Genomic DNA, 25,902 nt, shown 5'->3' with positions numbered 1-25,902 from the left:
TCACGAAGGGATGAATCCACGGCGATGGCGCCCCGCCGGGCCCGGCGGGGCGCCACGCTGCCGACGTGCGCAAAGAACGCCGCAAAGAACGCAACGAACTCGTTCCCGGACAGCGGAACGCCGCAGGGGGAGCAGGACCCGACCGGATCGCGGACACCACGACCACCCGGCCGCCGTACCCCGCCCCCTCCGCGGAGGCACGCCTCCGGTACTGGTTCGACACCACCCTCGCCCGCGGGATACCGGCGCTCTGCGGCTGGCTCGCCCTCGGCTGCCTGGCCCTCGTCGTCCCCGTCAGCGCCCTCCTCGTGTGGACCGACCAGCGCGCCCCCGCCTCCCTCGGGGCGAGGATCGCGGCGGTCTGGCGCAGCACCGGGCAGACCATGCGCCTGGGCGGCGAGGTCGGACCGCCCCTGCGCGTCGTCCTGTCCGTGCTCCTCGCCCTCATCGCCCTCCTCTACGTCTCCACCCTGGTCAGCCTCATCACCACCGGTCTCACCGACCGGCTGATGGCCCTCGACCGGGGCCGGGCCGCGATCCTGGAGCGCGGCCACACCGTCGTCCTCGGCTGGTCCGAGCAGATCCCGACCGTCGTCTCCGAACTGGTCGCCGCCCGCACCGACCGGCGCCGCCGCGTGATCGCGGTCCTCGCCGACAAGGACAAGTCCGCCATGGAGGAGGGACTGCCCGACACCGTCCGCGCCACGGGCCACACCCGCGTCCTCTGCCGCACCGGCCGCCCCGCCGACCCCGCCGTCCTCGCCCGGGTGAGCCCGGCCACCGCGGACTGCGTCCTCGTCCTGCCCCGCGACGACCCCCGCGACGACGCCGAGACCGTCAAGACCCTGCTCTCCCTCTCGGCCGCCCTGGGGGAGGACCGGCGGGTCCGCGTCGTCGCCGCCGTGCGCGACGACCGCCACCTCGCCGCCGCCCGGCTGGCCGGCGGCCCCCGGACCACCGTCCTGGACGTGGACGACATCTCGGCCCGGCTCGTCGTCGACTGCGCCCGGCAGCCCGGCCTCTCCCTCGTCCACCAGGAACTCCTCGACTTCGCCGGACACGAGTTCCACACCCTGCGCGACTCCCGCCTGCCCGGCCTGACCTTCGAGGAGGCCGCCGGGGCCTGCCCGGAGTCCGTCGCCGTCGGCATCGCCCACGACGACGGCACCGTGACGCTCAACCCGCCCCTGGCCGTCCGTTTCCGACAGGACGACAGCCTCCTCGTGATCGCTCGGGACGAGCACTCCACCCGGCTGTCCGACCTCCCCGTGCCCCACGACCCGAGGGCCCTCACCCACGCGCCGCCCCCCGCCCCCGCCCCGGCCGAACGCGTCCTCCTCCTCGGCTGGAACCGCAGGGCGCCCCGGATCGTGGACCAGCTCTCACGGCGTACGCCCCCCGGCTCGACCCTCGACGTCGCGGCCGGGCCGCGCGCCGCGACGGCCGCCGCCGTCCGCTCCGCCGCCGAAGCCCTCGCCCCCCGCATGCCCGTGCGCCACCACCCCGGCGACCCCGCGCTGCGGTCCACGACGGACGCCCTCGACCCCACCGGCTACGACGTCGTGATCGTGCTCGGCCCCGACCCCCGGCCCGGCCGCGGCGACCCGGACGACCGGACCCTCCTCACCCTCCTCCACCTGCGGGCCGCGGAGGAGGAGAGCGGCCGCCGGGTGCCCGTCGTCACCGAGATGGCCGACGACCGCAACCGGCTGATCGCGCCCCGGGCCCCCGGGTGCGACTTCGTCGTCAGCGGCAGGCTCGTCGGGCTCCTCATGACCCAGATCTCCCAGAACCCCCATCTGACCGCCGTGTTCGAGGAACTCCTCTCCCCGGCCGGCAACACCCTCCACCTCCGTCCGGCCGCCCACTACGTCACCACCGGCCGGACGACCTCCTTCGCCGCCGTCGCCGCGTCGGCCGCCCGCCGCGGCGAATGCGCCATCGGCTACCGCTCCGTGACCGCCCCCGACCACGGGATGCGCCTCAACCCGCCCAAGGCCCGCGTACGGTACTGGCACGCCCGGGACCAGGTCGTCCTCATCGCACCGGGCGGCTGACACCCGGACCGCCCCCTCGCCCGCGCCGGGGACCACCTATGGTGGACACGACGTCATGGCGGGTGGACGCGCGTGAACACGGGGGAAGAGGATGACGACGAAGGCCGACGCCGACGGCGACGACCGTGCCGTGCCCGAGGACGACCTCATGCAGGTCGACCACGCGTGGAACGAGGGCGACGGGCTCGTGGCCGAGGCCCGCGACCACGCCGCCGCCTTCCTGGAGAAGGCCCGCACCGTCTGGGGCGTGCCCGTCTCCGAGCGCGCGACGGAACTGACGAAGCTGGTCGTCAGCGAACTGGTCACGAACGCCCGCAGGCACGCCCCGGGCCCGGTGCTGCTGCAACTGCGCATCGGCGCCGGGACCGTGGACGTCGTGGTCTGGGACAGCGCGCCCGCGGTCCCGGCGCCCCACGCCGCCGACCCGGAGCGGGTGGGGCAGCACGGCCTGGAGATCGTCGAGGCCGTCGCCCGGGACCTCCGCGTCCGGCGGGAGCCGGTCGGCAAGCGCATCACCGCCCGCATCGACCTGGACTGAACCCGCACCCCACGGAGGTTCCCTCCCGGAGGCTCCCGGGCGTCAGGGACGCGGCCGGGCGGCGGTGTCCAGGTAGAAGGCGTCGATGCTCTGGACGGCCTGCTCGAACTCCTCCAGGTTCACCGGCTTGGTCACGTAGGCGTTGGCGTGGCTGCTGTACGCGCCGGTCACGTCGTCGGGCGCCGTCGACGTGGTCAGGACCACCACGGGGATGGTCTGGAGGTCCTCGTCGGACTTGAGGACCTTCAGCAGCTCCCGGCCGTTCATCCGGGGCATGTTCAGGTCGAGGACGATGAGGTCGGGCCGTGCGGTGTCCGGGGCGCGCAGGTGCTCCAGGGCGGCGACCCCGTCGGTGACCTGGACCAGGTTGCGGGCCCCGCGCTCGGACAGTGCCTCCTCGATGAGCATGGCGTCGGCGACGTCGTCCTCGACGAGCAGGACGTCGAAGGGGCGGGCGGGGGTGGTCATGATCGGTCGCTCCGTGGGTTTGTCGTGTGAGTGGTCGAAGAGCCCCGGCCAGCGGCGGCGGGCCCCCTGTCGGGTCATGCCGCAGGCCGCGCCGAGCTGCGGATAGCCGGCCCCCGCGCGGGCGCCGGCCACGACCGCTTCCTGCTGGAGCCGTTCGGCGGCCTTCTGGACGTGATCCAGGACGTGGAGCAGGGCCAGGGCCCGCGCGCGGTCGTCCGGTGCCGGTCGTGAGGGGTCGTCCAGGAGCCGCTGGACGAGGCGCCGCGCGAGTTCGCCGACCGCCGCCTCCGCGGCGGCGGCCGTTTCCTGCGGAGTGGTCCGCAACACGAAGTCCTTGCCTGGCACACCCGGCACTCTAGGTCCCCGGGCGGCCCGGCGACAACAACCGTTGTCGCCCATTACAGTGATCGCGCCGCATCTCCGCGGCTGTCGCAGCAGAGGAGTCCGCACCATGACCGGCGAGGGGAAGCGACCGCGCGAGCGGGGCCTGTCCGCCTGGACGACCCGGCGGTGGCTTCGCATGGGCACGGCCGTGTCCCTGGTCGTCCTGGCCCTGCTCGGAACGACGGGGGCCTGGATCCTCTCCCGCACCGAGTCGCTCAGCAAGGAGCTCGTGGACGTGCGGTCGCCCGCCCTGACCACGGCGACCCGCCTGGAATCGGCGGTCCTCAACCAGGAGACCGGCATCCGCGGCTACGGCCTGACCGGCACCCCGGACTTCCTCACCCCCTACCGGGAGGGGGTCGCCGAGCAGGAGTCGCGGACCGCCCAGCTCTCCGGACTCCTCGCCGGCGACCGGGCCGCCCTGGCCGACCTCGGGGCCGTACGGGACGCCGTCACCAGGTGGCAGGAGAGGATCGCGCGCCCGATCGCCGCCGCGCCGCCCGGTTCGTCCTCGCCGCTGGCCGTCGAGCGGGCGGCCGAGGGCAAGACGGCCTTCGACGCCGTGCGCGCCGCCCTGGGCGGGCAGCAGGAGCGGCTGCGCGCGGAACGTGTCCGCACCAGGGACGAGCTGATGACCATGATGGAGGTCCGGAACTGGGTGTTCGGCACCATCGCGGTGCTCATCGTCGCCCTGACCAGCCTGATCTTCGAAGGACTGCGCCGGGGCATCAACGAACCCCTCGACCGGCTCGGCGCGGACGCCCGGACCATCGCCGGCGGCGACTTCGACCACCCGATCACCCCGTCCGGCCCCGCCGACCTGCGGCGCCTCGGCGAGGAGATCGACTCCATGCGCCGGCGCCTCGTGCGGGAACTGGCCTTCACCGAGGAGGCGCGCCTGCGCCTCGACGCGCAGGCCGCCGACCTCCAGCGCTCCAACGCCGAGCTGGAGCAGTTCGCGTACGTCGCCTCCCACGACCTCCAGGAGCCGCTGCGCAAGGTCTCCAGCTTCACCCAGCTCCTCCAGCGGCGCTACGGGGGGCAGCTCGACAGCCGGGCCGACCAGTACATCGACTTCGCCGTCGACGGGGCGAACCGCATGCAGGTCCTCATCAACGACCTCCTCGACTTCTCCCGCGTCGGACGCCTGCACAACGCCCACCAGAGCGTCGACCTGGACGACGTCCTGGAGCGGACCCTGTCCGCGCTGAGCGTCGGCATCGAGGAGGCCGGGGCGGTGATCACCCACGACCCGCTGCCGACCCTGGTCGCCGACCCCACCCAGATGGGGATGCTCTGGCAGAACCTGATCGGCAACGCCGTGAAGTTCCGCCGCCCGGACGAGGCCCCGCGGATCCGCGTCACGGCGGCCCGGGAGGGCGGCCTGTGGCGGTTCACCGTCACCGACAACGGCATCGGCATCGCCCCGGAGTACGCCGACAAGGTCTTCGTGATCTTCCAGCGGCTGCACACCAAGGACGTCTACTCCGGCAGCGGCATCGGCCTCGCCATGTGCAAGAAGATCGTCGAGTTCCACGGCGGCACCATCGCCGTCGACACCGAGTACCGCGAGGGGGCGCGCATCACCTTCACCCTGGCGCCGGAACCCCCGGAGACCCCCCTCCCCGCCGCCCTGCCGCCGGCCGCCGACTCCGGTACGGAGCGGACGCGATGAACGCCACCACGACCGGCCGGTCCGCGGTGCCCCACGAACCGACGTACCGCATCCTCCTGATCGAGGACGACCTGGGCGACGCCCTGCTCGTCGAGGAACTCCTCCACGACACGGGGCTGCGGTTCGAGCTGACCACCCGCACCACCCTGGCCGAGGCCCGCGCCGAACTGGCCGCCGCGCCGATCGACTGCATCCTCCTCGACCTGCACCTCCCCGACGTGTCGGGCACCGACGCGGTCACCACGGTCAGGAACATGGCCCCGCACACCGCGGTCATCGTCCTGACCGGGCTCGCCGAGGCACAGGCCGGCCCCGACGCCATGGCCGCCGGGGCCCAGGACTACCTCGTCAAGGGCAAGGTCGAGGCGGACCTGCTGCACCGGACGGTCCGTTACGCCGTCTACCGCAGCGAGACCGAGCGCGCCAGCTCCGAGGCCCAGGCCGCCCGGCTGCGGGCGGAGGAGAACGCGCGCCTGGAGCGCGGCCTGCTGCCCCAGCCGATCCTCGACACCTCCACGGTGCGGGTGACCTCCCGCTATCTGCCGGGCGCCACCCTGGCCCTGCTCGGCGGGGACTTCCTCGACGTGGTGGAGGGGGACGGCGGGCTGCTGCACGCCGTCGTCGGGGACGTCAGCGGACACGGGCCCGACGCCGCCGCCCTCGGCGTCTGCCTGCGGATCGCCTGGCGCTCCCTCGTGCTCGGCGGGCACCGCGGCGACGACCTGCTGCACCTGATGGAGCGCATCCTGCTCGCCGAGCGCGGCGGCCAGCACATGTTCGCCACCTGCACCCTCCTCACCCTCGACCAGAAGGCCGGCACCGCCACCCTCCACCTCGCCGGCCACCACGAACCCCTGCTCACCACGTCCGAGGGGACCCGGGAGCTGGAGGCCGCCCACGGCATCGCCCTGGGCATCTTCTCCGGTCCGCACCGCTGGCCCGCCACGGTCGTCCCGCTCCCCGCCACCGGAGCCCTGACCCTCTACACCGACGGCCTCACCGAGGGCCACAGCGGAACGGCGAACGAACGGCTCGGCGTCGAGGGGCTGCTGGAGCTGATCGCGACCCTGCCGGCGGAGGACCCGGCCGTCCAGGTCGACCTCCTCATCAAGGAGACCCACGAACTGAACGCCGGCCGGCACTCCGACGACCTCGCCGTCCTGCGCCTCGACTGGGGGAGCCCGCCGGCCCGCTCCTGAGCGGGGCCCGCGCCGTCACCCGGCGGGTCTGCGCGCCTCGACCAGGGTCCGGGCGGAGTGGGCGACGAACGGCCCCTCCGCCCGGATCAGGGCGTCGAGCTCGCGCAGCCGGGGCAGATGGGCGTCGACCGTGAACCCGGGCACGATCCAGATCACCTTGCGCAGGAACCAGACGACCGCGCCGACGTCGTGAAACTCCATCCGCAGCCGTTCGGTGCGCAGGTCCACGACGTCCAGCCCGGCCGCCCGCGCCGCCGCGGCCTCGTCGTCGGGGTGGCGTTCCCGGGCCGCCTCCGGCTGCGGGCCGAGGAAGTACTCCACCACCTCCCAGACGCTGGCCGGCCCGACGTGCTGGGCGAGATAGGTGCCGTCCGGCCGCAGGACACGGGCGATCTCCGACCACCACACGGTGGCCGGGTGCCGGCTGGTGACGAGGTCGAAGGCGGCGTCGCCGAAGGGCAGCGGCGGCTCGTCGGGGTCGGCGACGAGCACCACTCCGCGCGGGTGGAGGAGTTCGGTGGCCCGGGCGACGTTCGGGGGCCACGACTCGGTGGCCGCCATCGTCGGCGGGAGCACCGGCACCCCGGCCAGGACCTCGCCGCCGCCCGTCTGGACGTCGAGCCCGGCCGAGGCGGTGGCGAGGCGCTCGGTGAGGAGCCGGTGGTAGCCCCAGGAGGGGCGCTGTTCGGTCGCCCGTCCGTCGAGCCAGGAGAAGTCCCAGCCGTCGACCGGGGCCGCGGAGGCCTCCGCCACGAGTTCTTCGAAGGTGCGCGTCATCCCTTCATCATCACGTCCGGCCTCCGGACCACGCACCCACGTAAATAATTACGTGATTGCGCAAGCCACTTGAAAGGCCCTGTTCCGGCGGCGGGCGGCGCCGGGAGCCCGGGCGGGCGGCGGATCCGAGTGCGGTTGTGGGCGTAGACGACATGGCAGATCTCTGCAACTCTCTGATCGCTCGACGCAAAAGATGAAGATCTTTGCGACTGTTCAGCTGTGCCATCACACCGACAGAGCCGCGCCCCGCCACCGTCAGGGGTCGCGCGGGGCCGAGATCGGGGACAGATGAGAATCCAACGCCGACGGGCCCGGGGCCTGAGCGCCCTGCTCGTCACCAGCCTGCTGGCCCTCGGAGGGCCCGCGTTCACGGCCTCGGCGGCCGGGGGCCCGAACGTCGCGGCCGGGAAGCCGACCGCCGCCGCGAGCGCCCACGCCGAGTACGGCGCCCGCAACATCACCGACGGAGACCAGGGCACCTACTGGCAGAGCGCGGGAAGCGCGCTCCCGCAGTGGGTCCAGACCGACCTGGGCGCCACCACCCGCGTCGACGAGGTCGTCCTGAAGCTGCCGGCCGGCTGGGAGGGCCGGACCCAGACGCTCTCCGTGCAGGGCAGCGCCGACGGCACCTCCTTCACCACCCTGAAGAGCTCCGCCCCGTACGCCTTCGCCCCCGGCGCGGGCAACACCGTCCGGGTCTCCTTCCCGGCGGCGCAGACCCGTTTCGTACGCGTCGACATCACCGCCAACACCGGCTGGCAGGCCGCCCAGCTCTCCGAACTGGAGGTGCACGCCGCCGACGCCTCCTCCGCGAACCTCGCGGCCGGACGCCCCCTCACCGCGAGCAGCCACGCCCAGACCTACACCGCTCCGAACGCCAACGACGGCAACCGGGCCACTTATTGGGAGAGCGCCGCGGGCGCCTTCCCCCAGTGGCTCCGGGCCGACCTGGGCTCCGCCGTCCGCGTCGACCGGGTCGTCCTGCGCCTGCCCGACGGCTGGGAGGCCCGCACCCAGACCCTGAAGCTCCAGGGCAGTACCGACGGCACCGACTTCACCGACCTCACCGCCGCGAAGGCGTACGCGTTCGACGCCGCCGGCGGGCGCGCGGCGACCCTCTCCTTCGACGCCGTCACCACCCGGCACGTACGGGTCCTGGTGACCGCGAACAGCGTCCAGAACGCGGCGCAGATCTCCGAACTGGAGGTGTACGGACCGGCCACCGGCGACACCCGGGCACCGACCGCGCCCACCGGCCTCGCCCTCACCGAGCCCGCCACCGGACAGATCCGGCTCACCTGGAACGCGGCCACCGACGACACCGGCGTGACCGGCTACGACGTCTACGCCGACGGCACCCTGCTCAGCGGCGTGGCCGGGAACGTCACCACCTACACCGACAACCGGCCCGCGCACCAGACCGTCTCCTACTCCGTCCGCGCCAGGGACGCGGCCGGCAACCAGTCCGCCGACAGCAACACCGTCACCCGCACCGGCGACACCGGCGACACCCAGGCCCCGACCGCCCCGGCGAACCTGGCGCTCACCGAGCCCACGAGCGGGCAGATACGCCTGACCTGGACCGCCTCGACCGACGACACCGGCGTCACCGGCTACGAGATCTACGCCGACAACGTCCTGCGCGGCACCGTCGCCGGGAACACCACCACCTACACCGACACCCAGCCCGCCTCCGTCACGGTCACCTACCACGTACGAGCCAGGGACGCGGCGGGCAACCGGTCCGTCGCCGGCAACGCCGTCACCCGCACCGGCAGCGGCGGCACGGGCTCGGACCTCGCCGTCGGCAAGCCGATCAGCGCCTCCTCCACGGTCCACACCTTCGCCGCGGAGAACGCCAACGACAACGACGTCACCACCTACTGGGAGGGTGCGGGCGGCAGCTACCCCCAGACCCTCACGGTGAGGCTCGGCGCCGACGCCGACCTCGACCGGCTCGTCCTCGGGCTGAACCCCTCCTCGGCCTGGACCGCCCGCAGCCAGACCGTCGAGGTCCTCGGCCGCGGGCAGGACGCCACCGCCTTCACCACCCTCGCCGCCGCGAAGAGCCTCACCTTCGACCCGGCGACCGGCAACAGCGTCACCGTCCCGGTCTCCGGCCGCGTCGCCGACGTCCGGCTGCGGTTCACCGCCAACTCCGGCGCCCCGGCGGGCCAGCTCGCCGAACTCCGGGTGATCGGCGTCCCGGCGCCCAACCCCGACCTGCAGGTCACCGGACTCGCCGTGGCGCCCGCCGCCCCCGTGGAGTCCGACACGATCACGGTGACGGCCACCGTCCGCAACAGCGGCACCGTCGCCGCCCCGGCGAGCGCCCTCGCGGTGCGCCTCGGCGGCACCGAGGTCGCCACCGCCCGGGTCGGCGCCCTCGCGCCCGGCGCGCAGACCACCGTCAGCACATCGATCGGAGCGCGCGAGGCCGGTACGTACACGCTCTCCGCCGTCGCCGACGAAGCGGGCGCGGTCGTCGAGCGCAACGAGTCCGACAACACGTACACCAGCCCCACCCCGCTCGTGGTCAAACCGGTCACCAGCTCCGATCCGGTCGCCGCCTCGGTGACCACCTTGCCGTCCAGCCCGGCGGCCGGTGACCCGGTCTCCTTCAAGGTCACGGTCCGCAACCAGGGCACGCAGGCGAGCGCGGCGGGCGCCCACGGCGTCACCCTCACCCTCCTGGACTCCCGGGGCGCCACGGTGAAGACCCTCACCGGCGCGTACGACGGGATCCTCGCGGCCGGCGCCTCGGCCGAGGTGGACCTCGGCCCGTGGACGGCGGCCGACGGCTCGTACACCGTGCGGACCGTCCTCGCCGACGACGCCCACGAACTCCCGGTCAAGCGCGCCAACAACACCTCCACCCAGCCGCTCTTCGTCGGACGCGGCGCCGACATGCCGTACACCACGTACGAGGCGGAGGACGGCACCGCGGGCGGCGGCGCCACCGTCGTCGGCCCCAACCGGACCGTCGGCGACATCGCGGGCGAGGCCTCCGGCCGCAGGGCCGTCCACCTGGACGCGACGGGGGAGTACGTCGAGTTCACCACCCGCGCCGCCACCAACACCCTGGTCACCCGCTTCTCCGTCCCGGACGCCCCGGGCGGCGGCGGCATCGACTCCACGATCAACGTGTACGTCGACGGCGTCTTCGAGAAGGCGCTCCCGCTGACCTCGAAGTACGCCTGGCTGTACGGCGCCGAGACCGCGCCCGGCAACTCCCCGGGCTCCGGGGCCCCGCGCCACATCTACGACGAGGCGCACCTGCTCCTCGACGAGACCGTCCCGGCGGGCAGCAGGATCCGGCTCCAGAAGGACGCGGCCAACACCGCCGCGCACTACGCGATCGACTTCGTCGACCTGGAGCAGGTCGCCCCGGTCGCGAACCCGGACCCGGCCGCGTACACCGTCCCGGCCGGCTTCACCCACCAGGACGTCCAGAACGCCCTCGACAAGGTCCGCATGGACACCACCGGCACCCTCGTCGGCGTCTACCTGCCGCCGGGCGACTACCGGACGTCCAGCAAGTTCCAGGTGTACGGCAAGGCCGTCAAGGTCGTCGGCGCCGGACCCTGGTACACGAAGTTCCACGCGCCGACGACCCAGGACAACACCGACGTCGGCTTCCGCGCCGACGGTACGGCGAAGGGCTCGCTCTTCAAGGGCTTCGCCTACTTCGGCAACTACACCTCGCGGATCGACGGCCCGGGCAAGGTCTTCGACTTCGCGAACGTCACCGACATCGTGATCGACGACATCTGGAACGAGCACATGGTGTGCCTCTACTGGGGCGCCAACACCGACCGGATCACGATCAGGAACTCCCGCATCCGGAACATGTTCGCCGACGGCGTCAACATGACCAACGGCTCCACGGACAACCACGTCGTCAACAACGACGCCCGCGCCACCGGCGACGACAGCTTCGCGCTGTTCTCCGCGATCGACGCCGGCGGCGCCGACATGAAGAACAACGTCTACGAGAACCTCACCTCCACCCTGACCTGGCGGGCGGCGGGCGTGGCCGTCTACGGCGGCTACGACAACACCTTCCGCAACATCCGCATCGCCGACACGCTCGTCTACTCCGGGATCACCATCTCGTCGCTCGACTTCGGCTATCCGATGAACGGCTTCGGTACCGGTCCCACGACCTTCGAGAACATCTCGATCGTCCGGGCGGGCGGCCACTTCTGGGGCTCGCAGACCTTCCCCGGCATCTGGGTCTTCTCCGCCTCGAAGGTCTTCCAGGGGATCCGGGTCGCCCACGTGGACATCGTCGATCCCACCTACAGCGGGATCATGTTCCAGACGAACTACGTGGGCGGACAGCCGCAGTTCCCCATCAAGGACACGGTGTTCAGCGACGTCTCGATCACCGGGGCCCGCAAGAGCGGCGACGCCTTCGACGCGAAGTCCGGCTTCGGCCTCTGGGCCAACGAGATGCCGGAGTCGGGGCAGGGCCCCGCCGTCGGCGAGGTGACCTTCAACGGCCTCGAACTGAGCGGCAACGCCGTCGACGTCCGCAACACCACCTCCACCTTCAAGATCAACATCAATCCGTAGGGAGCGGCTCGGGAAAGCAAAACTGGCGCAAGCCGCTTGCGCGGCTTGCGCTAGTCTTGCGCTCATGACGCGACGACTTGCACAGGTAGCGAAGAAGGTGGGTGTCAGCCAGGCGACGGTCAGCCGCGTGCTCAACGGCAAGCCCGGGGTCTCCGAGGCGACGCGGCAGTCGGTGCTCACCGCCCTGGACGTCCTCGGCTACGAGCGCCCGACCCAGCTGCGCGGCGAGCGGGCGCGTCTGGTCGGCCTGGTCCTGCCGGAGCTGCAGAACCCGATCTTCCCGGCCCTCGCCGAGGTCATCGGCGGCTCCCTCGCCCAGCAGGGCCTCACCCCCGTCCTCTGCACCCAGACCAAGGGCGGCGTCTCCGAGGCCGACTACGTCGAACTGCTCCTGGAGCAGCAGGTCTCGGGCGTGGTCTTCGCCGGCGGGCTCTTCGCCCAGGCCGACGCCCCGCACGACCACTACCGGCAGCTGGCCGAACGCAAGATCCCCGTCGTGCTCGTCAACGCCCCCATCGAGGGCCTCGACTTCCCCTGCGTCTCCTGCGACGACGCCGTCGCCGTCCGCCAGGCCTGGCGGCACCTGGAGTCCCTGGGGCACGAGCGCATCGGCGTCGTCGTGGGGCCCGCGGACCACATCCCCTCCCGCCGCAAGCTCGCGGCCGCCCGGGAGGCCGCCGAGGCCTCGGGCGCGGAGCTCCCGGCGGAGTTCGTCGAGCGCGCCATGTTCTCCCTGGAGAGCGGCCAGGCGGCCGCCTCGCGCCTGCTCGACCGCGGGGTCACCGGCATCGTCTGCGCCAGCGACCCGCTGGCCCTGGGCGCCGTCCGGGCGGCCCGCAGGCGGGGCCTCGCGGTCCCCGGGGAGGTCTCCGTCGTCGGCTACGACGACTCCGCCTTCATGAACTGCACCGAGCCCCCGCTCACCACCGTGCGCCAGCCCATCGAGGCGATGGGCCGCGCGGCCGTGGAACTGCTCTGCGCCCAGATCCAGGGCGGCGAGGTCCCGCCCGGCGAACTCCTCTTCGACCCCGAGCTGGTGGTCCGCGGCTCGACCGCGCAGCCGCCCCGCCAGGGCCTGTCCGGCGGATCGGCGTCGCGGCCCCGGCCCTGATCCGCCGGACGGGCCCCAGGGCGGGTCGCGGGGGACGCGGTGCGGAGCCGAGGACCGGCCGTACGGACCCCGGTCGCCGTGGCGGCGACGGCGGTCCACCCGCTTCGCCGCCGGGCGCGCGTCGCCGTCGCCGCTACTCGCCCGCCTCCGGCCTGGCGGCGGCCGCGGCCGCAACGGCCGTGGCCAGCGGAGCGCGGGCCGCGCGGCCGAGGAGGTCGGTGAGGTCGGGCGAGGTGCCGTCCAGGAAGCCGTGCCGGATGCCCGTGGCGATCGAGGCGAGCATCGGCGGCTGGAACGGGAGCAGCCCCGGCGTCTCGTGGAGGAGCCTGCGCCGGTACTCGCCCAGGCTGATGGAACGGTGCGCGACGCCGAGTTCGCCCGCCACCTGCCCCGCCGTGATCGGCGTGCCGACGAGGTCGTAGACGCGCCCGCCGTGAGGTGCGGGGTCCGACGCCACCACCGCCGCGGCCTCGGCCAGGTCCTCCCGCGGCACCGCGGCCAAGGCGCCGTCCCCGAACGCGGACTCCACATCGTCACCCGCCCACATCAGCAGACCGCCGAAGAGTTCGGCGTACAGGCCGTTGCGCAGGATCGTCCACGGCAACCCGCTCGCCCGCACGAGCCGCTCGGTCGCGCGGTGGGCCAGAGCGAAACCGAGGTGATCGCCGGCGGTGGTCAGGCTCGTGTAGACGACGTGGCCGACGCCGTCGCGGACGGCGGCGTCCAGGACCGCCGCGTGCCGGGCGACGACCTGGTCGTCCTCGGCGTAGCCGGCGGAGACGAGCACCAGGGTCGACACGCCGGCGAGGTCGAGGCTCGGACGGGCGTCGAAGTCGAGGCGCCGCATCCCCTCGCCCGGCGTGCGGCTGCCGCCCGTCGCAACGGCGCCACGGGCGTGCAGCGCCGCAAGAGCGGCCGCGCCGAGGTTCCCGTTCGCTCCGGTCACCAGAATCATGATCAATCCCGTTCTTCCGCGGTAGTTCCCATCAGTAACTAGGCTTGATCCTCGATCGCTTGCCCACCGACCACAAGAAGGCAGTCCGATGTCACTCACGCACACCGGGGTAACCACCACCCCCGCCGAAATCGACCCGTGCGGACGCGAGGACCACCCCGACTGCGGCATCCGCGACGTCCTGGACCGCATCGGCGACAAGTGGTCGGTGCTCGTGATCGTCGAACTCGCCGGCGGGCCGCGTCGCTTCCGCCAACTCCAGCGCGCCATCGACGGCATCTCCCAGCGCATGCTCACCCTCACCGTGCGCAGGCTCGAACGTGACGGCCTCGTGCTGCGCACCGTGTACCCGACCGTCCCGGCCCAGGTCGACTACCGCCTGACCGGGACCGGGGCCGGCCTGACCCACCTGGTCAAGGCGCTCGCCGACTGGTCCCTCGCGCACCGTGCCGTCATCGCCGAGGCGCGGCACGCCTACGACCGGGCCCACCCCGACCACGGCATCCGCTGACACGAGCGGCTGTCGCCGCGTGCCGGACGCCTGCTGCCATGGGGGTGTCGACAACGTCATGACGAGCGACGGCCGGCCGGTCCGTCCACGCCCTCCAGGGCCCCGTCCTCCGGATGGGGCCCTACTCGCTTTCCGGGACGTACGGAGAACGAGCCCCGTCTGTGCGAGTGACTGTCAATCATTTACCAAATTTGCGCGGGATATTGCACTGCGATGTCGGCGGTGGTTGAGTGTGCCGCGCCCCACGACACGACGGCCCTGGGGCGCACCTCCACGTACCCGCCGAAGGGGACCAGCCATGAGAAGTGCCCGGATCCGCCGTACCCGCGACGCCTGCGCGGTCGCCCTCGCCTCCGCGCTCGCGCTGACCGCGCTCACCGCCTGCGGCACGAGCAGCAGCGGCGACGACGACGGCGGATCCGAAGGCAGCGGCTCGTCCGACCCCACCGCACCGCTGGACCCCAAGACCAAGGTCACGCTCACCATCGACTGCATGCCGCCCACCGCGAAGGCCGCCGAGCTCAAGGAGTGGAAGGAGGACGTCGCCGCCTTCAACAGGACGTACCCGAACGTCACCATCCAGGGCCGCTCCACCCCCGGCCAGTGCCTGGAGCCCCCGCGCTTCACCGCGATGCTCAAGGCCAAGTCGCAACCGGACGTGTTCTACACGTACTTCACCGACCTGCCGCAGGTCCTCGACAACGACGGCGCCGCCGACATCACCGCCTACGTCAACGAGAAGACCGTCCCGCTCCTCAAGGACATCGACCCGAACGTCCTCGGCTCCCTCAAGCACGACGGCAAGCTGTACGGCCTGCCCACCAGCAACTACACCATGGGCCTGCTGATCAACCGCAAGCTCTTCGAGGACGCCGGACTCGACCCCGACGCCCCGCCGCGCACCTGGGAGGAGGTCCGCGCCGCCGCCAAGAGGATCGCCGCCCTCGGCAACGGCGTCGCCGGCTTCGGCGAGTACAGCGCGGGCAACACCGGCGGCTGGCACTTCACCGCCCAGATGTACAGCCTCGGCGGCGACGTCGTCGACGCCTCCGGCGAGAGGGCCGCGTTCAACACCGACCTCGGCAAGCGGATCGCCCGGAACCTCCACGCCATGCGCTGGGAGGACGACAGCATGGGCAGGACCCAGCTCCTCCAGTGGGGCGACCTCCAGAAGCAGATCGCCACCGACAAGCTCGGCATGTTCCTCGCCGCCCCCGACGACATCGCCTACATGGTCCAGCAACTCGGTGCGAAGTACGAGAACTTCGGCATGGGCCCGATCCCCGGCGGGAAGGCCACCCTCGCCGGCGGCAACAACTACATGATCAAGAAGGGCATCTCCGGCGACAGGATCAAGGCCGCGATCGCCTGGCTCAACTTCAAGAACCTCACCGTCGGCAAGGGCCAGTTCGACTGGGCCCGCGCCAAGGCGGACGGGCTGCCCGTCGGCGTCCCGCAGCCCAACTTCTGGCTGAACGACTCCAAGGCGAAGGACGACGCCGCCCGCGTGGAGCACGCCACCATGCCGGTCGCCAACTTCAGGGCCTTCATGGGCAACCCCGTCCCCGGCAAGGCCGAGCCGCCGAAGGCCCAGGAGGTCTACAAGATCCTCGACAACGTCATGTCCGGCATCCTCACCAACAAGGACGCCGACATCGACAAGCTGCTCGCCACCGCCGAGTCGCAGGTCAACCAGATCCTGGCCGCCCGGTGACCCCCTCGGCCACCCGTACGACGACCCGCCCGGCCCCCCGCCCGGAGGCCGGCACGGGGGCCGGGCCCGCCGCCCGGCCCCCGGCGCCCGGCGCGTTCGCCAGGGCGCTGCGCCGCAACCTGACGGCCCACGGCTTCCTGATCGGCGCCGTCCTCTGCTTCTCGTTCTTCTCCTGGTACCCCATGGTCAGGGAGTTCCTCCTGGCCTTCCAGAAGACCGAGGACGGCCGCACCACCTGGGCCGGCTGGTCCAACCTCGCCACCGTCTTCAACGACCCCGCCATCTGGCAGGCCTGGCGCAACACCCTCCTCTTCACCCTGCTCGCGCTGCTCCTCGGCTTCGTCGTCCCGTTCCTCGTGGCGATCGTCATCAACGAGTTCCGGCACGGCAGGGGCTATCTGCGCCTCCTCGTCTACCTCCCCGTGATGCTGCCGCCGGTCGCCTCCGTCCTCCTCTTCAAGTACCTCTACGACCCCGGCCACGGCCTGTTCAACGAGATCCTCCGCCTCCTCCACCTGCCCGAGCAGCAGTGGCTCCAGGACCCCGACCTCTCCCTGCTCTCCGTGGTCGTCGCCTCCACCTGGATGAACATGGGCGGTGCCGTCCTCATCTACCTCGCCGCCCTCCAGGGCATCCCCGGCGAGCTGTACGAGGCGGCGGAACTGGACGGCGCCGGGCTGTTCCGGAAGATCTGGCACGTCACCGTCCCGCAGACCCGGCTCGTCCTCCTGCTGATGCTGCTCCTGCAGATCATCGCGACCATGCAGGTCTTCCTGGAGCCGTTCCTGCTCACCGGCGGCGCCGGCCCCGAGGGCTCCACCCTCACCGTCGTCTACCTCATCTACCAGTACGCCTTCCACTTCAACGACTACGGCGCCGCCGCGGCGCTCGGCCTGGTCCTGCTCGTGCTCCTCGCCGGATTCTCGGCGGCGTACGCGAGGTTCAGCCGCGCCGACGACGCGTAGGACCGGGGAGACCACGTTGACCACACGCACGCTCATCCCGCCGGCCCAGCTCGCCCGCCCCCGCGGCAGGGCCCTCTACCGGACCGCCTTCGCCCTGGTCGCCGGCGGCTTCACCCTGGTCTTCCTCGGCCCCCTGTACTGGATGTTCTCCGGGGGCCTGAAATCCACCCAGGAAGCCGTGCGGACCCCGCCGACCCTGGTCCCGCAGACCTTCCAGCCCGAGAACTACGCCCAGGCGTGGAACGTCATGGACCTGTCCGGGCTCCTCCTCAACACCCTGTACTACGCGTTCGGCGCCCTCGCCTTCCAGCTCGTCCTCGACGTGGCGGCGGCCTACTCCCTCTCCCGGCTCCGGCCCGTGCTCGGCAAGGCCGTCCTCGGCATGATGCTGGCCACCCTGATGATCCCGGCCACCGTCCTGGTCGTCCCCCAGTACCTGACCGTCCTCGACGTGCCGGTCTTCGAGCGGAACCTGCTCAACACGCCCTGGGCGATCTGGCTGCCGTCCGTCGCCAACGCCTTCAACATCTTCCTGCTCAAACGCTTCTTCGACTCGATCCCGAGGGAACTGCTCGACGCGGCCGCCATCGACGGCGCCCCGCCCCTCCGCGTCCTGTGGTCGATCGTCCTGCCGATCTCGCGGCCGATCCTCGGAGTCGTCTCGATCTTCGCGGTGGTCGGGGTCTGGAAGGACTTCCTCTGGCCCATGCTCACCCTGCCCGACCCCGCGAAGCAGACCCTCAACGTCGGCATCTACTCGCTGTCCAGCGGCGTGCCCGCGAACGTCCTCACCGCCGCCCTGGCCATCGCCTCCCTGCCCACGCTGATCCTCTTCCTCCTCTTCCAGCGCAACATCATGAGCGGCCTCACCGCCGGCGGCCTCAAGGGCTGAACGCCCGCCGACCACCGACCGCCGACCACCACCCGCCACCCGCCACCCAGCCCCCTCCAACCGGCCGCCCCCGTCCTCCGCCGCCGGAACCCTTCCGCCGCCCCGCTTCCGGTGTCCCGGCGGCGGAGCCCCTCCCTGCCCGAAAGGACCCTCACGTGGCAGCCCCGCACCCGCACCGCACCGACGACTGGTGGCGCAGCGCCGTCATCTACCAGGTGTACCCACGCAGCTTCGCCGACGGCGACGGAGACGGCACCGGGGACCTCGCGGGCGTCCGGGCGAGACTGCCCCACCTCGCCGAACTCGGCGTCGACGCCCTCTGGTTCACCCCCTGGTACCTCTCGCCCCTGGTCGACGGCGGCTACGACGTCGCCGACTACCGCACCGTCGACCCCGCCTTCGGCACCCTCGCCGAGGCCGAGAAGCTCATCGCCGAGGCACGGGAACTGGGCATCGGCGTCATCGTCGACATCGTCCCCAACCACGTCTCCGACCGGCACGCCTGGTTCCGCGCCGCCCTCGCCGCAGGGCCCGGCAGCCCCGAGCGCGAGCTGTTCCACTTCCGGCCCGGCCGCGGCGAGCACGGCGAACTCCCGCCCAACAGCTGGCCCTCCCAGTTCTCCGGACCGACCTGGACCCGTGTCGAGGACGGCGAGTGGTACCTCCACCTCTTCACCCCCGAGCAGCCCGACCTCAACTGGTCCCACCCCGCCGTCCGCCAGGAGCACGAGGACGTCCTGCGCTTCTGGTTCGAACGCGGAGTCGCCGGCGTACGGATCGACTCGGCCGCCCTCCTCGCCAAGGACCCGGCGCTCGCCGACTTCACCGAGGGCGTCGACCCCCACCCGTACATCGACCAGGACGAACTCCACGACATCTACCGCTCCTGGCGCGCCGTCGCCGACGAGTACGGGGCCGTCTTCGTCGGCGAGGTCTGGCTGCCCGACGCCGAGCGCTTCGCCCGCTACCTGCGCCCCGACGAACTGCACACCGCCTTCAACTTCGCCTTCCTCGCCTGCCCCTGGGAGCCGGGCCGGCTGCGCCGCACCATCGACGCCACCCTCGCCGAGCACGCCCCCGTCGGCGCTCCCGCCACCTGGGTCCTCTGCAACCACGACGTCACCCGGACGGTCACCCGCTACGGGCGCGCCGACACCGCCTTCGACTTCGCCACCAAGGCCTTCGGCACCCCCACCGACCTCGCGCTCGGCACCCGGCGCGCCCGCGCCGCCGCCCTGCTGACCCTCGCCCTGCCCGGCTCCGTCTACCTCTACCAGGGCGAGGAGCTCGGACTGCCCGAGGCCGACATCCCGCTCGACCGCATCCAGGACCCCATGCACTTCCGCTCCGGCGGCACCGACCCGGGCCGCGACGGCTGCCGGGTGCCGCTGCCCTGGACCGCCGACGCCCCCCACGCCGGCTTCGGCCCCGGACCCGGCGCCCCCTGGCTGCCGCAGCCCGACGGCTGGGCGGCCTACGCCGCCGACCGGCAGGCCGCCGACCCCGGCTCGATGCTCACCCTCTACCGGCGGGCCCTCCGGCTGCGCCGCACCACCAGGGGCTTCGGCGACGGCCCCCTCACCTGGCTCCCCACCCCCGACGGCGTCCTCGCCTTCACCCGCCCCGGCGGCCTGACCTGCGTCGTCAACCTCGCCCCCGAACCGGTCCGCCTTCCCGCCCACGACACGGTCCTGCTCACCAGCGGCCCCCTGGACGAGGACGGACGGCTGCCCGGGGACACGACGGTCTGGCTGCGGAGCGGAAGCCGGGTGGAGGAGGACTGACCGGACCGGCCGGGGCGGGAGCGACGAGGGCGGGAGGGATCCGGACCGGCGGCGCCCGCCCCATGGTCACGGAGGCCCGCGAAGGGCACCCTGGACGGCACCACGGCGGGCGGCCCCGGCGCCCGCCCCCGGACGGGAAGGGACGGGCCCCATGCCCCCGCACTTCGGCGACTACCAGAACGAGATCTACTTCGAGGGCCTCTTCGGCACCGTCCCCGCGCTGCCGATGACCTTCGCCGAACTGGAGTCGAAGGCGCGGTCCGCACTGCCGCCCTCGCTGTGGTCGTACGTGGCCGGCGGCGCGGGCGACGAGTACACCCAGGAGGCCAACGCCGCGGCCTTCCGCACCTGGGGGCTCGTCCCGCGCATGATGGTGGGCGCCGCGCGACGGGACCTCTCGGTCGACCTCTTCGGCACGACCCTGCCCTCGCCGCTGTTCATGGCGCCCGTCGGCGTCATAGGACTCTGCGCCCAGGACGGGCACGGCGACCTGGCGACCGCCCGCGCCGCCGCCCGCACCGGCGTGCCCATGATCGCCTCCACGCTCACCGTCGACCCCCTGGAGGAGGTCGCCGCCGAACTCGGCGACACCCCCGGCTTCTTCCAGCTCTACACGCCCACCGACCGGGACCTCGCGGAGAGCCTGGTGCACCGCGCCGAGGCGGCCGGCTTCCGGGGCGTCGTCGTCACCCTCGACACCTGGATCACCGGCTGGCGCCCCCGCGACCTCGCCACCAGCAACTTCCCCCAGCTGCGCGGCCACTGCCTGGCCAACTACACCTCCGACCCCGTCTTCCGGGCCCGGCTCCCCAAACCCCCCGAGGAGGACCCGCGCGCCGCCGTCGTGGAGTGGGCGGGCATCTTCGGCAAGCCGCTGGTCTGGGACGACCTCGCCTGGCTGCGCTCCCTCACCGACCTGCCGATCCTCCTCAAGGGCGTCTGCCACCCCGAGGACGTCCGCCGCGCCCGGGACGGCGGCGTCGACGGCGTCTACTGCTCCAACCACGGCGGGCGCCAGGCCAACGGCGGCCTGCCCGCCCTCGACGCCCTGCCCGGGGTGGTCGAGGCCGCCGACGGCCTGCCCGTCCTCTTCGACTCCGGCGTCCGCACCGGGGCCGACGTCGTCAAGGCCCTGGCCCTCGGCGCCACGGCGGTCGGCGTCGGCCGCCCGTACGCGTACGGACTCGCCCTCGGCGGCACGGACGGCGTCGTCCACGTCCTGCGCTCGCTCCTCGCCGAGGCCGACCTGATCATGGCCGTCGACGGCTACCCCACCCTCGCCGACCTGCGGGCCGACGGAGCCCTGCGGCCCGTCCGGCCCGTCTGAACCTCTTCCGGAAGGGCCGTCGGTCCTCCGGAAGAGCTGCCGGTCCTCCGGAAGGGCCGTCAGGAGGAGCGGCGCGCGCGCCCCGCGAGGGAGGCGACCTTGCGCCGCCGCTCCTCGCGCAGGCGCGTGTGCCGGTCCAGTTCCTCCATGAGCCGGCGACCCCGGTGGCCCGGGTCCAGCTCGTTCAGGACCCGGTCGATCTCGGCGAGGAGGGCGCCGTACAGCTGCCAGCGGCCCGGGTCGTCCACCGCCTCCGACCTCAGCATCCCGGCGGCCCGGTCGCGGGCCTCGCGGGCCGCGTCCAACTGCTCGGCGAGACGGTTCTCCGCCGTCTCCGCGCCGGAACTGGAGTGCGAGGTGACGAGGACCGCGAAGCTCACCAGGGTGTCCCCGAGGTGCCGCACCACCTCCTGGAGGGTGCGGGACGTCTCCGGGCGGAAGAGCACCGCCCCGTCCCGCTCCCGCGCCAGGTCGGTCAGGGTACGGGTGAGGACCCGCAGCACCACGGCGGAGATCTCCAGGGTGTCGAGCCCCGTCCGCAGCACGATCCGGTGCAGCAGCCCCTCCTTCACGCGCGGGTTCAGGCGCAGGCTGTCCTCCGCCTGCCGCAGGGCCGCGTCCACGTCGGCGACGTCGTTGTCGAGGCGCCGCGCCTCGTAGAGCCGCGCCGCCGCCAGATCCACGGACGACGGCCCGTCGAAGTCGCCGAACGGATCGGGTTCGGCGGGCACGGCCGGGTCCGTGAGCTCCTCGCCGAGCCCCAGGAGCAGCTGCCGCATCCGCCGCGCCAGGTCCACGATCGAGTCCCCGGCGGTGTCCACCCAGACCGGCGGCACGAGCACCATGTTGAAGACCATGCCCACGATCGCGCCGATCAGGGTCTCCAGGACGCGGTCCCAGGCCGTGTCGGCGACCTGGGTGACCCCCAGGACCAGCATCGCGCTGATCGCCACCTCGGCGACGAACTCCTCCACCCGGACGAACCGCCCCACCACGAGCGCCGCCAGGATGACCAGCGCGAGGCTCCACCAGGTCAGACCGACGAGGACGCTGAACGCGATGGCGATCAGCACCCCGACCACGACGGAGTTCACCCGCCGCAGACTTGTCACCAGCGTCGAGTACAGCGTCACCTGCACCACGAGCAGCGCCGTCAGCGGCGCGGTCAGCGGCGCCGGCTCGGAGCTGAGCTGGAGGGCGACGACGTACGAGATCGTCGCCGCCGCGGTGGAACGCAGGGTCTGGACCACAAAGGGGTCCCGCCGCTGGCGCTCCCACCACTGCCACAGGCGCCCTTGGCGCAGCGAGGCGAGCGATACGGAGCGGTGGGGCATGAAGTCTCCTCCTCCGGTCGGCGAGGGACGCGTCCCGGGCCGGACGCGATCTTGTGCGCGCCTACCCGCCCGTCGCCTTCGCACCGCGATGCTCCGTGGTGCCGCCCGGGAAGGCGCGCCGACGCGCCGACGAGCCCGCAGGAATCCCGGGCGGCCGTCCGGCGGAACCCGAGGCCGGGCCGGTGACTGAAAGGGACCGTTCCGGGTAGCCGCCGGGTGCCCGCGGCGCCCGCCGGACACCGCGGCCCGACCCGTACCGCCCCGTGACCGCCCCGCGCCCCGTGAGGAGACCCCGACCATGGACCGCGACCGCGCAGCGCTCTTCGACGTCGACGGCACCCTGGCCGACACCAACCACCTGCACGCCGTCGCCTGGTGGGAGGCGCTCCGCCAGGGCGGCCACCGGGTGACCATGCACGCCGTGCACCGGGCCATCGGCCTGCCGGGCGGACGGCTCCTCGACCACCTGCTCGGACAGGACCGCGACCGGTCGGACGACGAACGTCTCAGCACCGCGCACGACACCCTCTACGGGACGTGCTTCGAGCGGCTCCAGGCCTTCGACGGCGCCGCCGACCTGCTGCGGAAGCTCGCGGGCGACGGCTGGAAGGTGGTCCTGGTGACCTCGGCCAAGAGCCGCGAGCTGGCGGCCCTGCGCCGGGCGATCGACGCGGACGACGCGCTCGCGGACACCGCCACCTCCGACGACGTCGACGAGGGCAAGCCCGCCCCCGACCCCGTCGAGCACGCCCTCTCCCTGGTGGGCGTGCCGGCCGACCGGGCGGTGTTCGTCGGCGACAGCGTCTGGGACATGAAGGCCGCCCGCCGCGCCGGGGTCACCGTCGTCGGGCTGCTGTGCGGCGGCATCCCCGGGGCCGACCTGACCGGGGCGGGCGCCGCCGACGTCTACGACGACCCGGCCGACCTCCTCGCCCGGCTCGACACCAGCCCCTTCGCCGCCGTCCCGCCGTCCTGACCCGGCGCCGGCGGACCGGGGCCGGCCACCCCCGGGAGCTCGACCCGGGAGCGGATGCCCAGCCGGGCGAAGACCCCCCGGAGGTGGTGGTCGACCGTCCGCGGGCTCAGCGCGAGCCGGTCGGCGATCTCCCGGTTGGTGGCACCCCGCGCGGCGAACCGGGCGATCCGCTGCTGCTGCGGCGTGAGCAGCCCCCACGCCGTCCGGTCGGCGGGCCCGCCGACCGCGCCGCCCGTGGCGCGCAGCTCGGACCGGGCGTGGTCGGCCCAGCCGTCCGCAGCCGCCCGCTCGAAGGTCACGAGCGCGTCCCGCAGCGGCTCCCGGGCCGCGCCCGGCCGCCGCCTGCGCCGCAGCCACGTCCCGTACGCGAGGAGGGTCCGGGCCCGCTCGAAGTCGTTGCCGCAGCTGTCGTGGCGGCGGACGGCCTCGTCGAACCAGTACGCCGCCTCGTCCCCCCGGGCCCCGTCCCCCTGGGCGAGAAGCGCCCGGCAGCGGGCCAGCAGCGCCGGTGCCGGACCGTCGAGGCCCTGCGCCGCCCAGACCGCGTACTCCCCGGCCGCCGACCGCGCCTCGGCCGCCCGCCCCGACGCGACGGCCGCCTCCACGAAGCAGGGCACCACCAGCATCCGCAGCGCGAAGTGGCCGCCCCGGGGCCCGGGACGGACGAGCGGAACGAGCCGCGCCGCAGCCTGCGCGGCCAGACCGCGCCCCAGCTCGTCCCGGGCCAGCGCCCACTCCGCGAGCGTCGCCGCCTGGACGAGGCCGTGCGGGCGCGCCGTGCCGAGGGCGAGGCCCGCGTGCTCCGCCACCGCGGGCCCGTCGCCCGTCACCGAGGCCACCAGGGCCAGGACGGCGTGCTGGTGGGCGGCCGCGTTCGGCTGCTCCGCCAGCTCGGCCGCCCGCAGCCCCTCCCGGGCGGTGCGCGCGGCCCGGCTGTACCGCCCGGCCCGCAGTTCGGCGTACGCGAGGTGTTCCAGGACGCGCGGCAGCAGGGTCGTACGGTGCTCCGCCCGGGCACGGGCGAGCGCGCGGGCGTGGACCCTGGCCGCCGCCGCGGTGTCCCCGAGCACCAGCGCGGCCGACCCCGCCCGCAGCAGCAGCCGGGGATCGTCCTCGGCGCCGTCCCGGGCGACCACCCGCGCCAGGGCCGGGCGGGCCTCGCCGAGCCGTACGGTCAGGGCGGCGCCGAGTCCGTCGAGGAAGTCGCGCTCCGTCCCCCCGGCGTCCCCGCCGCAGTCGAGGGCGGCCAGGCACGCGGCGACGTCGCCCCCGGCCCAGGCGGCCTCCACGGCGAGGAACCGGGCGTCGGACGCCTCGGCCGGCGCCCGGTCCCGCAGCAGCTCCGCCGCCCGCAGGAGCGCCTCGTGCGCGTCCATGACCGGCCCGCCCGCCAGTGCCGCCAGGCCGCGCACGAGGTGCGAGCGGCCCCGGGCCGCGGGGGCGAGGGCGCGGACGGCGGCGGGCGGCCCGAGCCGGTCGGCGCGGTGGCGCTCGCCCCGGGCGAGCGCCGACGCCGTACGGACCGGCCGGGGCGCGCCCGTCCGCCGGTCCCCGTGGTGCCGGGAGGCCGGGGCGGACGCGAGGACGGCCCGCCCGAGGAACGGGTCCTCGAAGCGGAGCAGTCCGTCGGCGCGCCGCAGCAGCCCGCCCGCGACCAGGCCGTCCAGCGGTTCGACGGGGGTGCCCGTCGCCCGCGCGCCGCCGAGGACGGCGCCGACGGAGACACCGGACAGGCGGCGCGCGCCCTCCCGCCCTCCCGCGTCGGTACGGCCCGCGCCTGTACGGCCCGTGTCGGTACGACCTGCGTCCGTACGACCTGCCTCCGTACGATCCGCGTCCGCAAGGCCGGCGAGCGCCACCACCGTGAGCAGCCGCCGGGCGTCCGCGGGCAGGTGCGCCAGGAAACCGCCGTACACCTCGGTGAGGACCGCCCCGTCGACCGGCTGCTCCGGCAGGGGGACGGCGCCCGCGAGCCGGGCGGCGCCGAGGCGCCGTACCGCCGAGACGAGGACGCCGGGGTGCCCGGCCGCCTCCTCGACGAGCCGCCGTACGACCGGCGGCGCCGGGGGAGGGGCGCACAGGTCGTGCAGGAGGGCCCGCGCCCCGTCCGGGCCGAGGCGCCCGAGCCGTACGGTCTCCGCTCCCGGCACGTCGGGCGGCCGGTGGTGGCGGGCGGCCGACACGAGCCAGCGGGGCCCGCGGCGGCCCGGCACCCGCTCCCGCCGCCACGCCGCGGCGAGCGCGGCGCGCGAATGGGCGTCCCAGAGGTGCAGGTCGTCCAGGCAGACCAGGACCGGAAGGTCCCCGAGGAGCCCGGACACGGCGGCGGCGAGGCCGTCCTCGCCCCGCGCGGTCCGCAGCGCCCGGCGCGCCTCCGGAGCGCCGGGCGCGAGGGCGGCGAACAGGGCCCGCGCGCCGCTCCACGGCACCCGGTGGCCGGGTGCGGCGACCCGGTGCGCCGGGCCGGGGAAGTCGTCGGCCGCCCGGGCGAGCAGGGCGGAACGGCCCTCGCCGGGGCCTCCGGTGACGAACAGGACCCCGCCGTTTCCGGCGGGGTCCGTCAGACGTGCCACCGCGGCGAGTTCGGCCGCGCGGTCGTACAGCCGGGGGCCGGGGGCGGTGACGTGGGTCGCTCCGCTCACGCCGATCAGGTTACC

At 73.8% G+C, this 25,902-nt stretch carries 18 protein-coding genes; 13 read left to right on the top strand and 5 right to left on the bottom strand.

The features are described from left to right. Positions 1–65 precede the first annotated feature (65 nt). Both OO47_RS11955 and OO47_RS11950 read left to right on the top strand, forming a co-directional pair. On the top strand, positions 66–2,057 hold the full coding sequence (locus OO47_RS11955) for a CASTOR/POLLUX-related putative ion channel (protein WP_234323136.1): 1,992 nt from the start codon (positions 66–68) through the stop codon (positions 2,055–2,057). Between the two features lie 91 nt (positions 2,058–2,148). Further along, positions 2,149–2,595 carry an ATP-binding protein gene (locus OO47_RS11950; RefSeq protein WP_030207925.1) on the top strand — a complete coding sequence of 149 codons (447 nt, stop codon included), beginning with the start codon at positions 2,149–2,151 and terminating at the stop codon, positions 2,593–2,595. A gap of 42 nt (positions 2,596–2,637) precedes the next feature. Here OO47_RS11950 and OO47_RS11945 read toward each other — a convergent pair whose 3' ends face one another. Further along, the gene (locus OO47_RS11945) at positions 2,638–3,408 is read right to left on the bottom strand and encodes a response regulator (RefSeq protein ID WP_030207922.1); all 771 of its coding nucleotides are present in this window, start codon (positions 3,406–3,408) and stop codon (positions 2,638–2,640) included. A gap of 106 nt (positions 3,409–3,514) precedes the next feature. Here OO47_RS11945 and OO47_RS11940 point away from each other — a divergent pair, with 106 nt between their 5' ends. Next, positions 3,515–5,122 (top strand): sensor histidine kinase, encoded by a 1,608-nt coding sequence (locus tag OO47_RS11940; protein WP_030207919.1) that lies wholly within the window; start codon positions 3,515–3,517, stop codon positions 5,120–5,122. Then, positions 5,119–6,321 (top strand): PP2C family protein-serine/threonine phosphatase, encoded by a 1,203-nt coding sequence (locus OO47_RS11935; protein ID WP_030207917.1) that lies wholly within the window; start codon positions 5,119–5,121, stop codon positions 6,319–6,321. The genes OO47_RS11940 and OO47_RS11935 overlap by 4 nt, the downstream gene beginning before the upstream one ends. Before the next feature lie 15 nt (positions 6,322–6,336). Here the strand turns inward: OO47_RS11935 and OO47_RS11930 are convergent, their stop codons facing one another. After that, the gene (locus OO47_RS11930; protein WP_030207914.1) at positions 6,337–7,098 is read right to left on the bottom strand and encodes a class I SAM-dependent methyltransferase; all 762 of its coding nucleotides are present in this window, start codon (positions 7,096–7,098) and stop codon (positions 6,337–6,339) included. Between the two features lie 288 nt (positions 7,099–7,386). Between OO47_RS11930 and OO47_RS11925 the strand changes: the two genes are divergently transcribed. Continuing rightward, positions 7,387–11,676, top strand: a complete 4,290-nt coding sequence (locus tag OO47_RS11925; RefSeq protein ID WP_030207912.1) for a discoidin domain-containing protein — start codon at positions 7,387–7,389, stop codon at positions 11,674–11,676. Positions 11,677–11,740: 64 nt separating this feature from the next. Beyond that, positions 11,741–12,787: a LacI family DNA-binding transcriptional regulator gene (locus OO47_RS11920; protein ID WP_051715445.1), complete on the top strand. Its 1,047-nt coding sequence runs from the start codon at positions 11,741–11,743 to the stop codon at positions 12,785–12,787. A 133-nt stretch (positions 12,788–12,920) separates the two neighbouring features. On the opposite strand, the gene OO47_RS11915 is transcribed toward OO47_RS11920, so the two are convergent. After that, entirely contained in the window at positions 12,921–13,742 is an 822-nt protein-coding gene (locus OO47_RS11915) for a Rossmann-fold NAD(P)-binding domain-containing protein (RefSeq protein WP_030207900.1), read from the bottom strand. An 88-nt stretch (positions 13,743–13,830) separates the two neighbouring features. Between OO47_RS11915 and OO47_RS11910 the strand changes: the two genes are divergently transcribed. From OO47_RS11910 to OO47_RS11885, 6 genes are all read left to right on the top strand, one after another. After that, complete coding sequence (locus tag OO47_RS11910; RefSeq protein WP_030207895.1) at positions 13,831–14,253, top strand: winged helix-turn-helix transcriptional regulator; 423 nt, start codon at positions 13,831–13,833, stop codon at positions 14,251–14,253. A 298-nt stretch (positions 14,254–14,551) separates the two neighbouring features. Further along, on the top strand, positions 14,552–15,967 hold the full coding sequence (locus OO47_RS11905) for an extracellular solute-binding protein (RefSeq protein WP_030207892.1): 1,416 nt from the start codon (positions 14,552–14,554) through the stop codon (positions 15,965–15,967). Continuing rightward, positions 15,964–16,932, top strand: coding sequence for a carbohydrate ABC transporter permease (locus OO47_RS11900; protein WP_030207883.1), 969 nt, complete (start codon positions 15,964–15,966; stop codon positions 16,930–16,932). The genes OO47_RS11905 and OO47_RS11900 overlap by 4 nt, the downstream gene beginning before the upstream one ends. A gap of 16 nt (positions 16,933–16,948) precedes the next feature. Next, positions 16,949–17,824 carry a carbohydrate ABC transporter permease gene (locus OO47_RS11895; protein WP_030207881.1) on the top strand — a complete coding sequence of 292 codons (876 nt, stop codon included), beginning with the start codon at positions 16,949–16,951 and terminating at the stop codon, positions 17,822–17,824. Positions 17,825–17,979: 155 nt separating this feature from the next. Next, positions 17,980–19,608, top strand: a complete 1,629-nt coding sequence (locus tag OO47_RS11890) for a glycoside hydrolase family 13 protein (RefSeq protein ID WP_030207879.1) — start codon at positions 17,980–17,982, stop codon at positions 19,606–19,608. Between the two features lie 151 nt (positions 19,609–19,759). After that, positions 19,760–20,935: an alpha-hydroxy-acid oxidizing protein gene (locus OO47_RS11885; protein ID WP_030207877.1), complete on the top strand. Its 1,176-nt coding sequence runs from the start codon at positions 19,760–19,762 to the stop codon at positions 20,933–20,935. A gap of 59 nt (positions 20,936–20,994) precedes the next feature. On the opposite strand, the gene OO47_RS11880 is transcribed toward OO47_RS11885, so the two are convergent. Next, positions 20,995–22,269 carry an FUSC family protein gene (locus OO47_RS11880; protein ID WP_051715443.1) on the bottom strand — a complete coding sequence of 425 codons (1,275 nt, stop codon included), beginning with the start codon at positions 22,267–22,269 and terminating at the stop codon, positions 20,995–20,997. A gap of 298 nt (positions 22,270–22,567) precedes the next feature. Between OO47_RS11880 and OO47_RS11875 the strand changes: the two genes are divergently transcribed. After that, entirely contained in the window at positions 22,568–23,245 is a 678-nt protein-coding gene (locus OO47_RS11875) for an HAD family hydrolase (protein ID WP_030207873.1), read from the top strand. Here the strand turns inward: OO47_RS11875 and OO47_RS38405 are convergent. Beyond that, the gene (locus OO47_RS38405; RefSeq protein WP_051715438.1) at positions 23,176–25,887 is read right to left on the bottom strand and encodes a helix-turn-helix transcriptional regulator; all 2,712 of its coding nucleotides are present in this window, start codon (positions 25,885–25,887) and stop codon (positions 23,176–23,178) included. The genes OO47_RS11875 and OO47_RS38405 overlap by 70 nt on opposite strands. Positions 25,888–25,902: the final 15 nt, after the last annotated feature.

This window comes from Streptomyces bikiniensis (assembly GCF_000716625.1).
Classification (GTDB): Bacteria; Actinomycetota; Actinomycetes; order Streptomycetales; family Streptomycetaceae; genus Streptomyces; species Streptomyces bikiniensis.
This window is presented reverse-complemented; position numbering and strand designations above follow the sequence as displayed.

Coding starts and splice junctions, on each gene's coding strand:
- OO47_RS11950 (WP_030207925.1), top strand. CDS start 2,149: ATGACGACGAAGGCCGACGCCGACGGCGACGACCGTGCCGTGCCCGAG.
- OO47_RS11940 (WP_030207919.1), top strand. CDS start 3,515: ATGACCGGCGAGGGGAAGCGACCGCGCGAGCGGGGCCTGTCCGCCTGG.
- OO47_RS11935 (WP_030207917.1), top strand. CDS start 5,119: ATGAACGCCACCACGACCGGCCGGTCCGCGGTGCCCCACGAACCGACG.
- OO47_RS11930 (WP_030207914.1), bottom strand. CDS start 7,098: ATGACGCGCACCTTCGAAGAACTCGTGGCGGAGGCCTCCGCGGCCCCG.
- OO47_RS11925 (WP_030207912.1), top strand. CDS start 7,387: ATGAGAATCCAACGCCGACGGGCCCGGGGCCTGAGCGCCCTGCTCGTC.
- OO47_RS11920 (WP_051715445.1), top strand. CDS start 11,741: ATGACGCGACGACTTGCACAGGTAGCGAAGAAGGTGGGTGTCAGCCAG.
- OO47_RS11915 (WP_030207900.1), bottom strand. CDS start 13,742: ATGATTCTGGTGACCGGAGCGAACGGGAACCTCGGCGCGGCCGCTCTT.
- OO47_RS11910 (WP_030207895.1), top strand. CDS start 13,831: ATGTCACTCACGCACACCGGGGTAACCACCACCCCCGCCGAAATCGAC.
- OO47_RS11905 (WP_030207892.1), top strand. CDS start 14,552: ATGAGAAGTGCCCGGATCCGCCGTACCCGCGACGCCTGCGCGGTCGCC.
- OO47_RS11885 (WP_030207877.1), top strand. CDS start 19,760: ATGCCCCCGCACTTCGGCGACTACCAGAACGAGATCTACTTCGAGGGC.
- OO47_RS11880 (WP_051715443.1), bottom strand. CDS start 22,269: ATGCCCCACCGCTCCGTATCGCTCGCCTCGCTGCGCCAAGGGCGCCTG.
- OO47_RS11875 (WP_030207873.1), top strand. CDS start 22,568: ATGGACCGCGACCGCGCAGCGCTCTTCGACGTCGACGGCACCCTGGCC.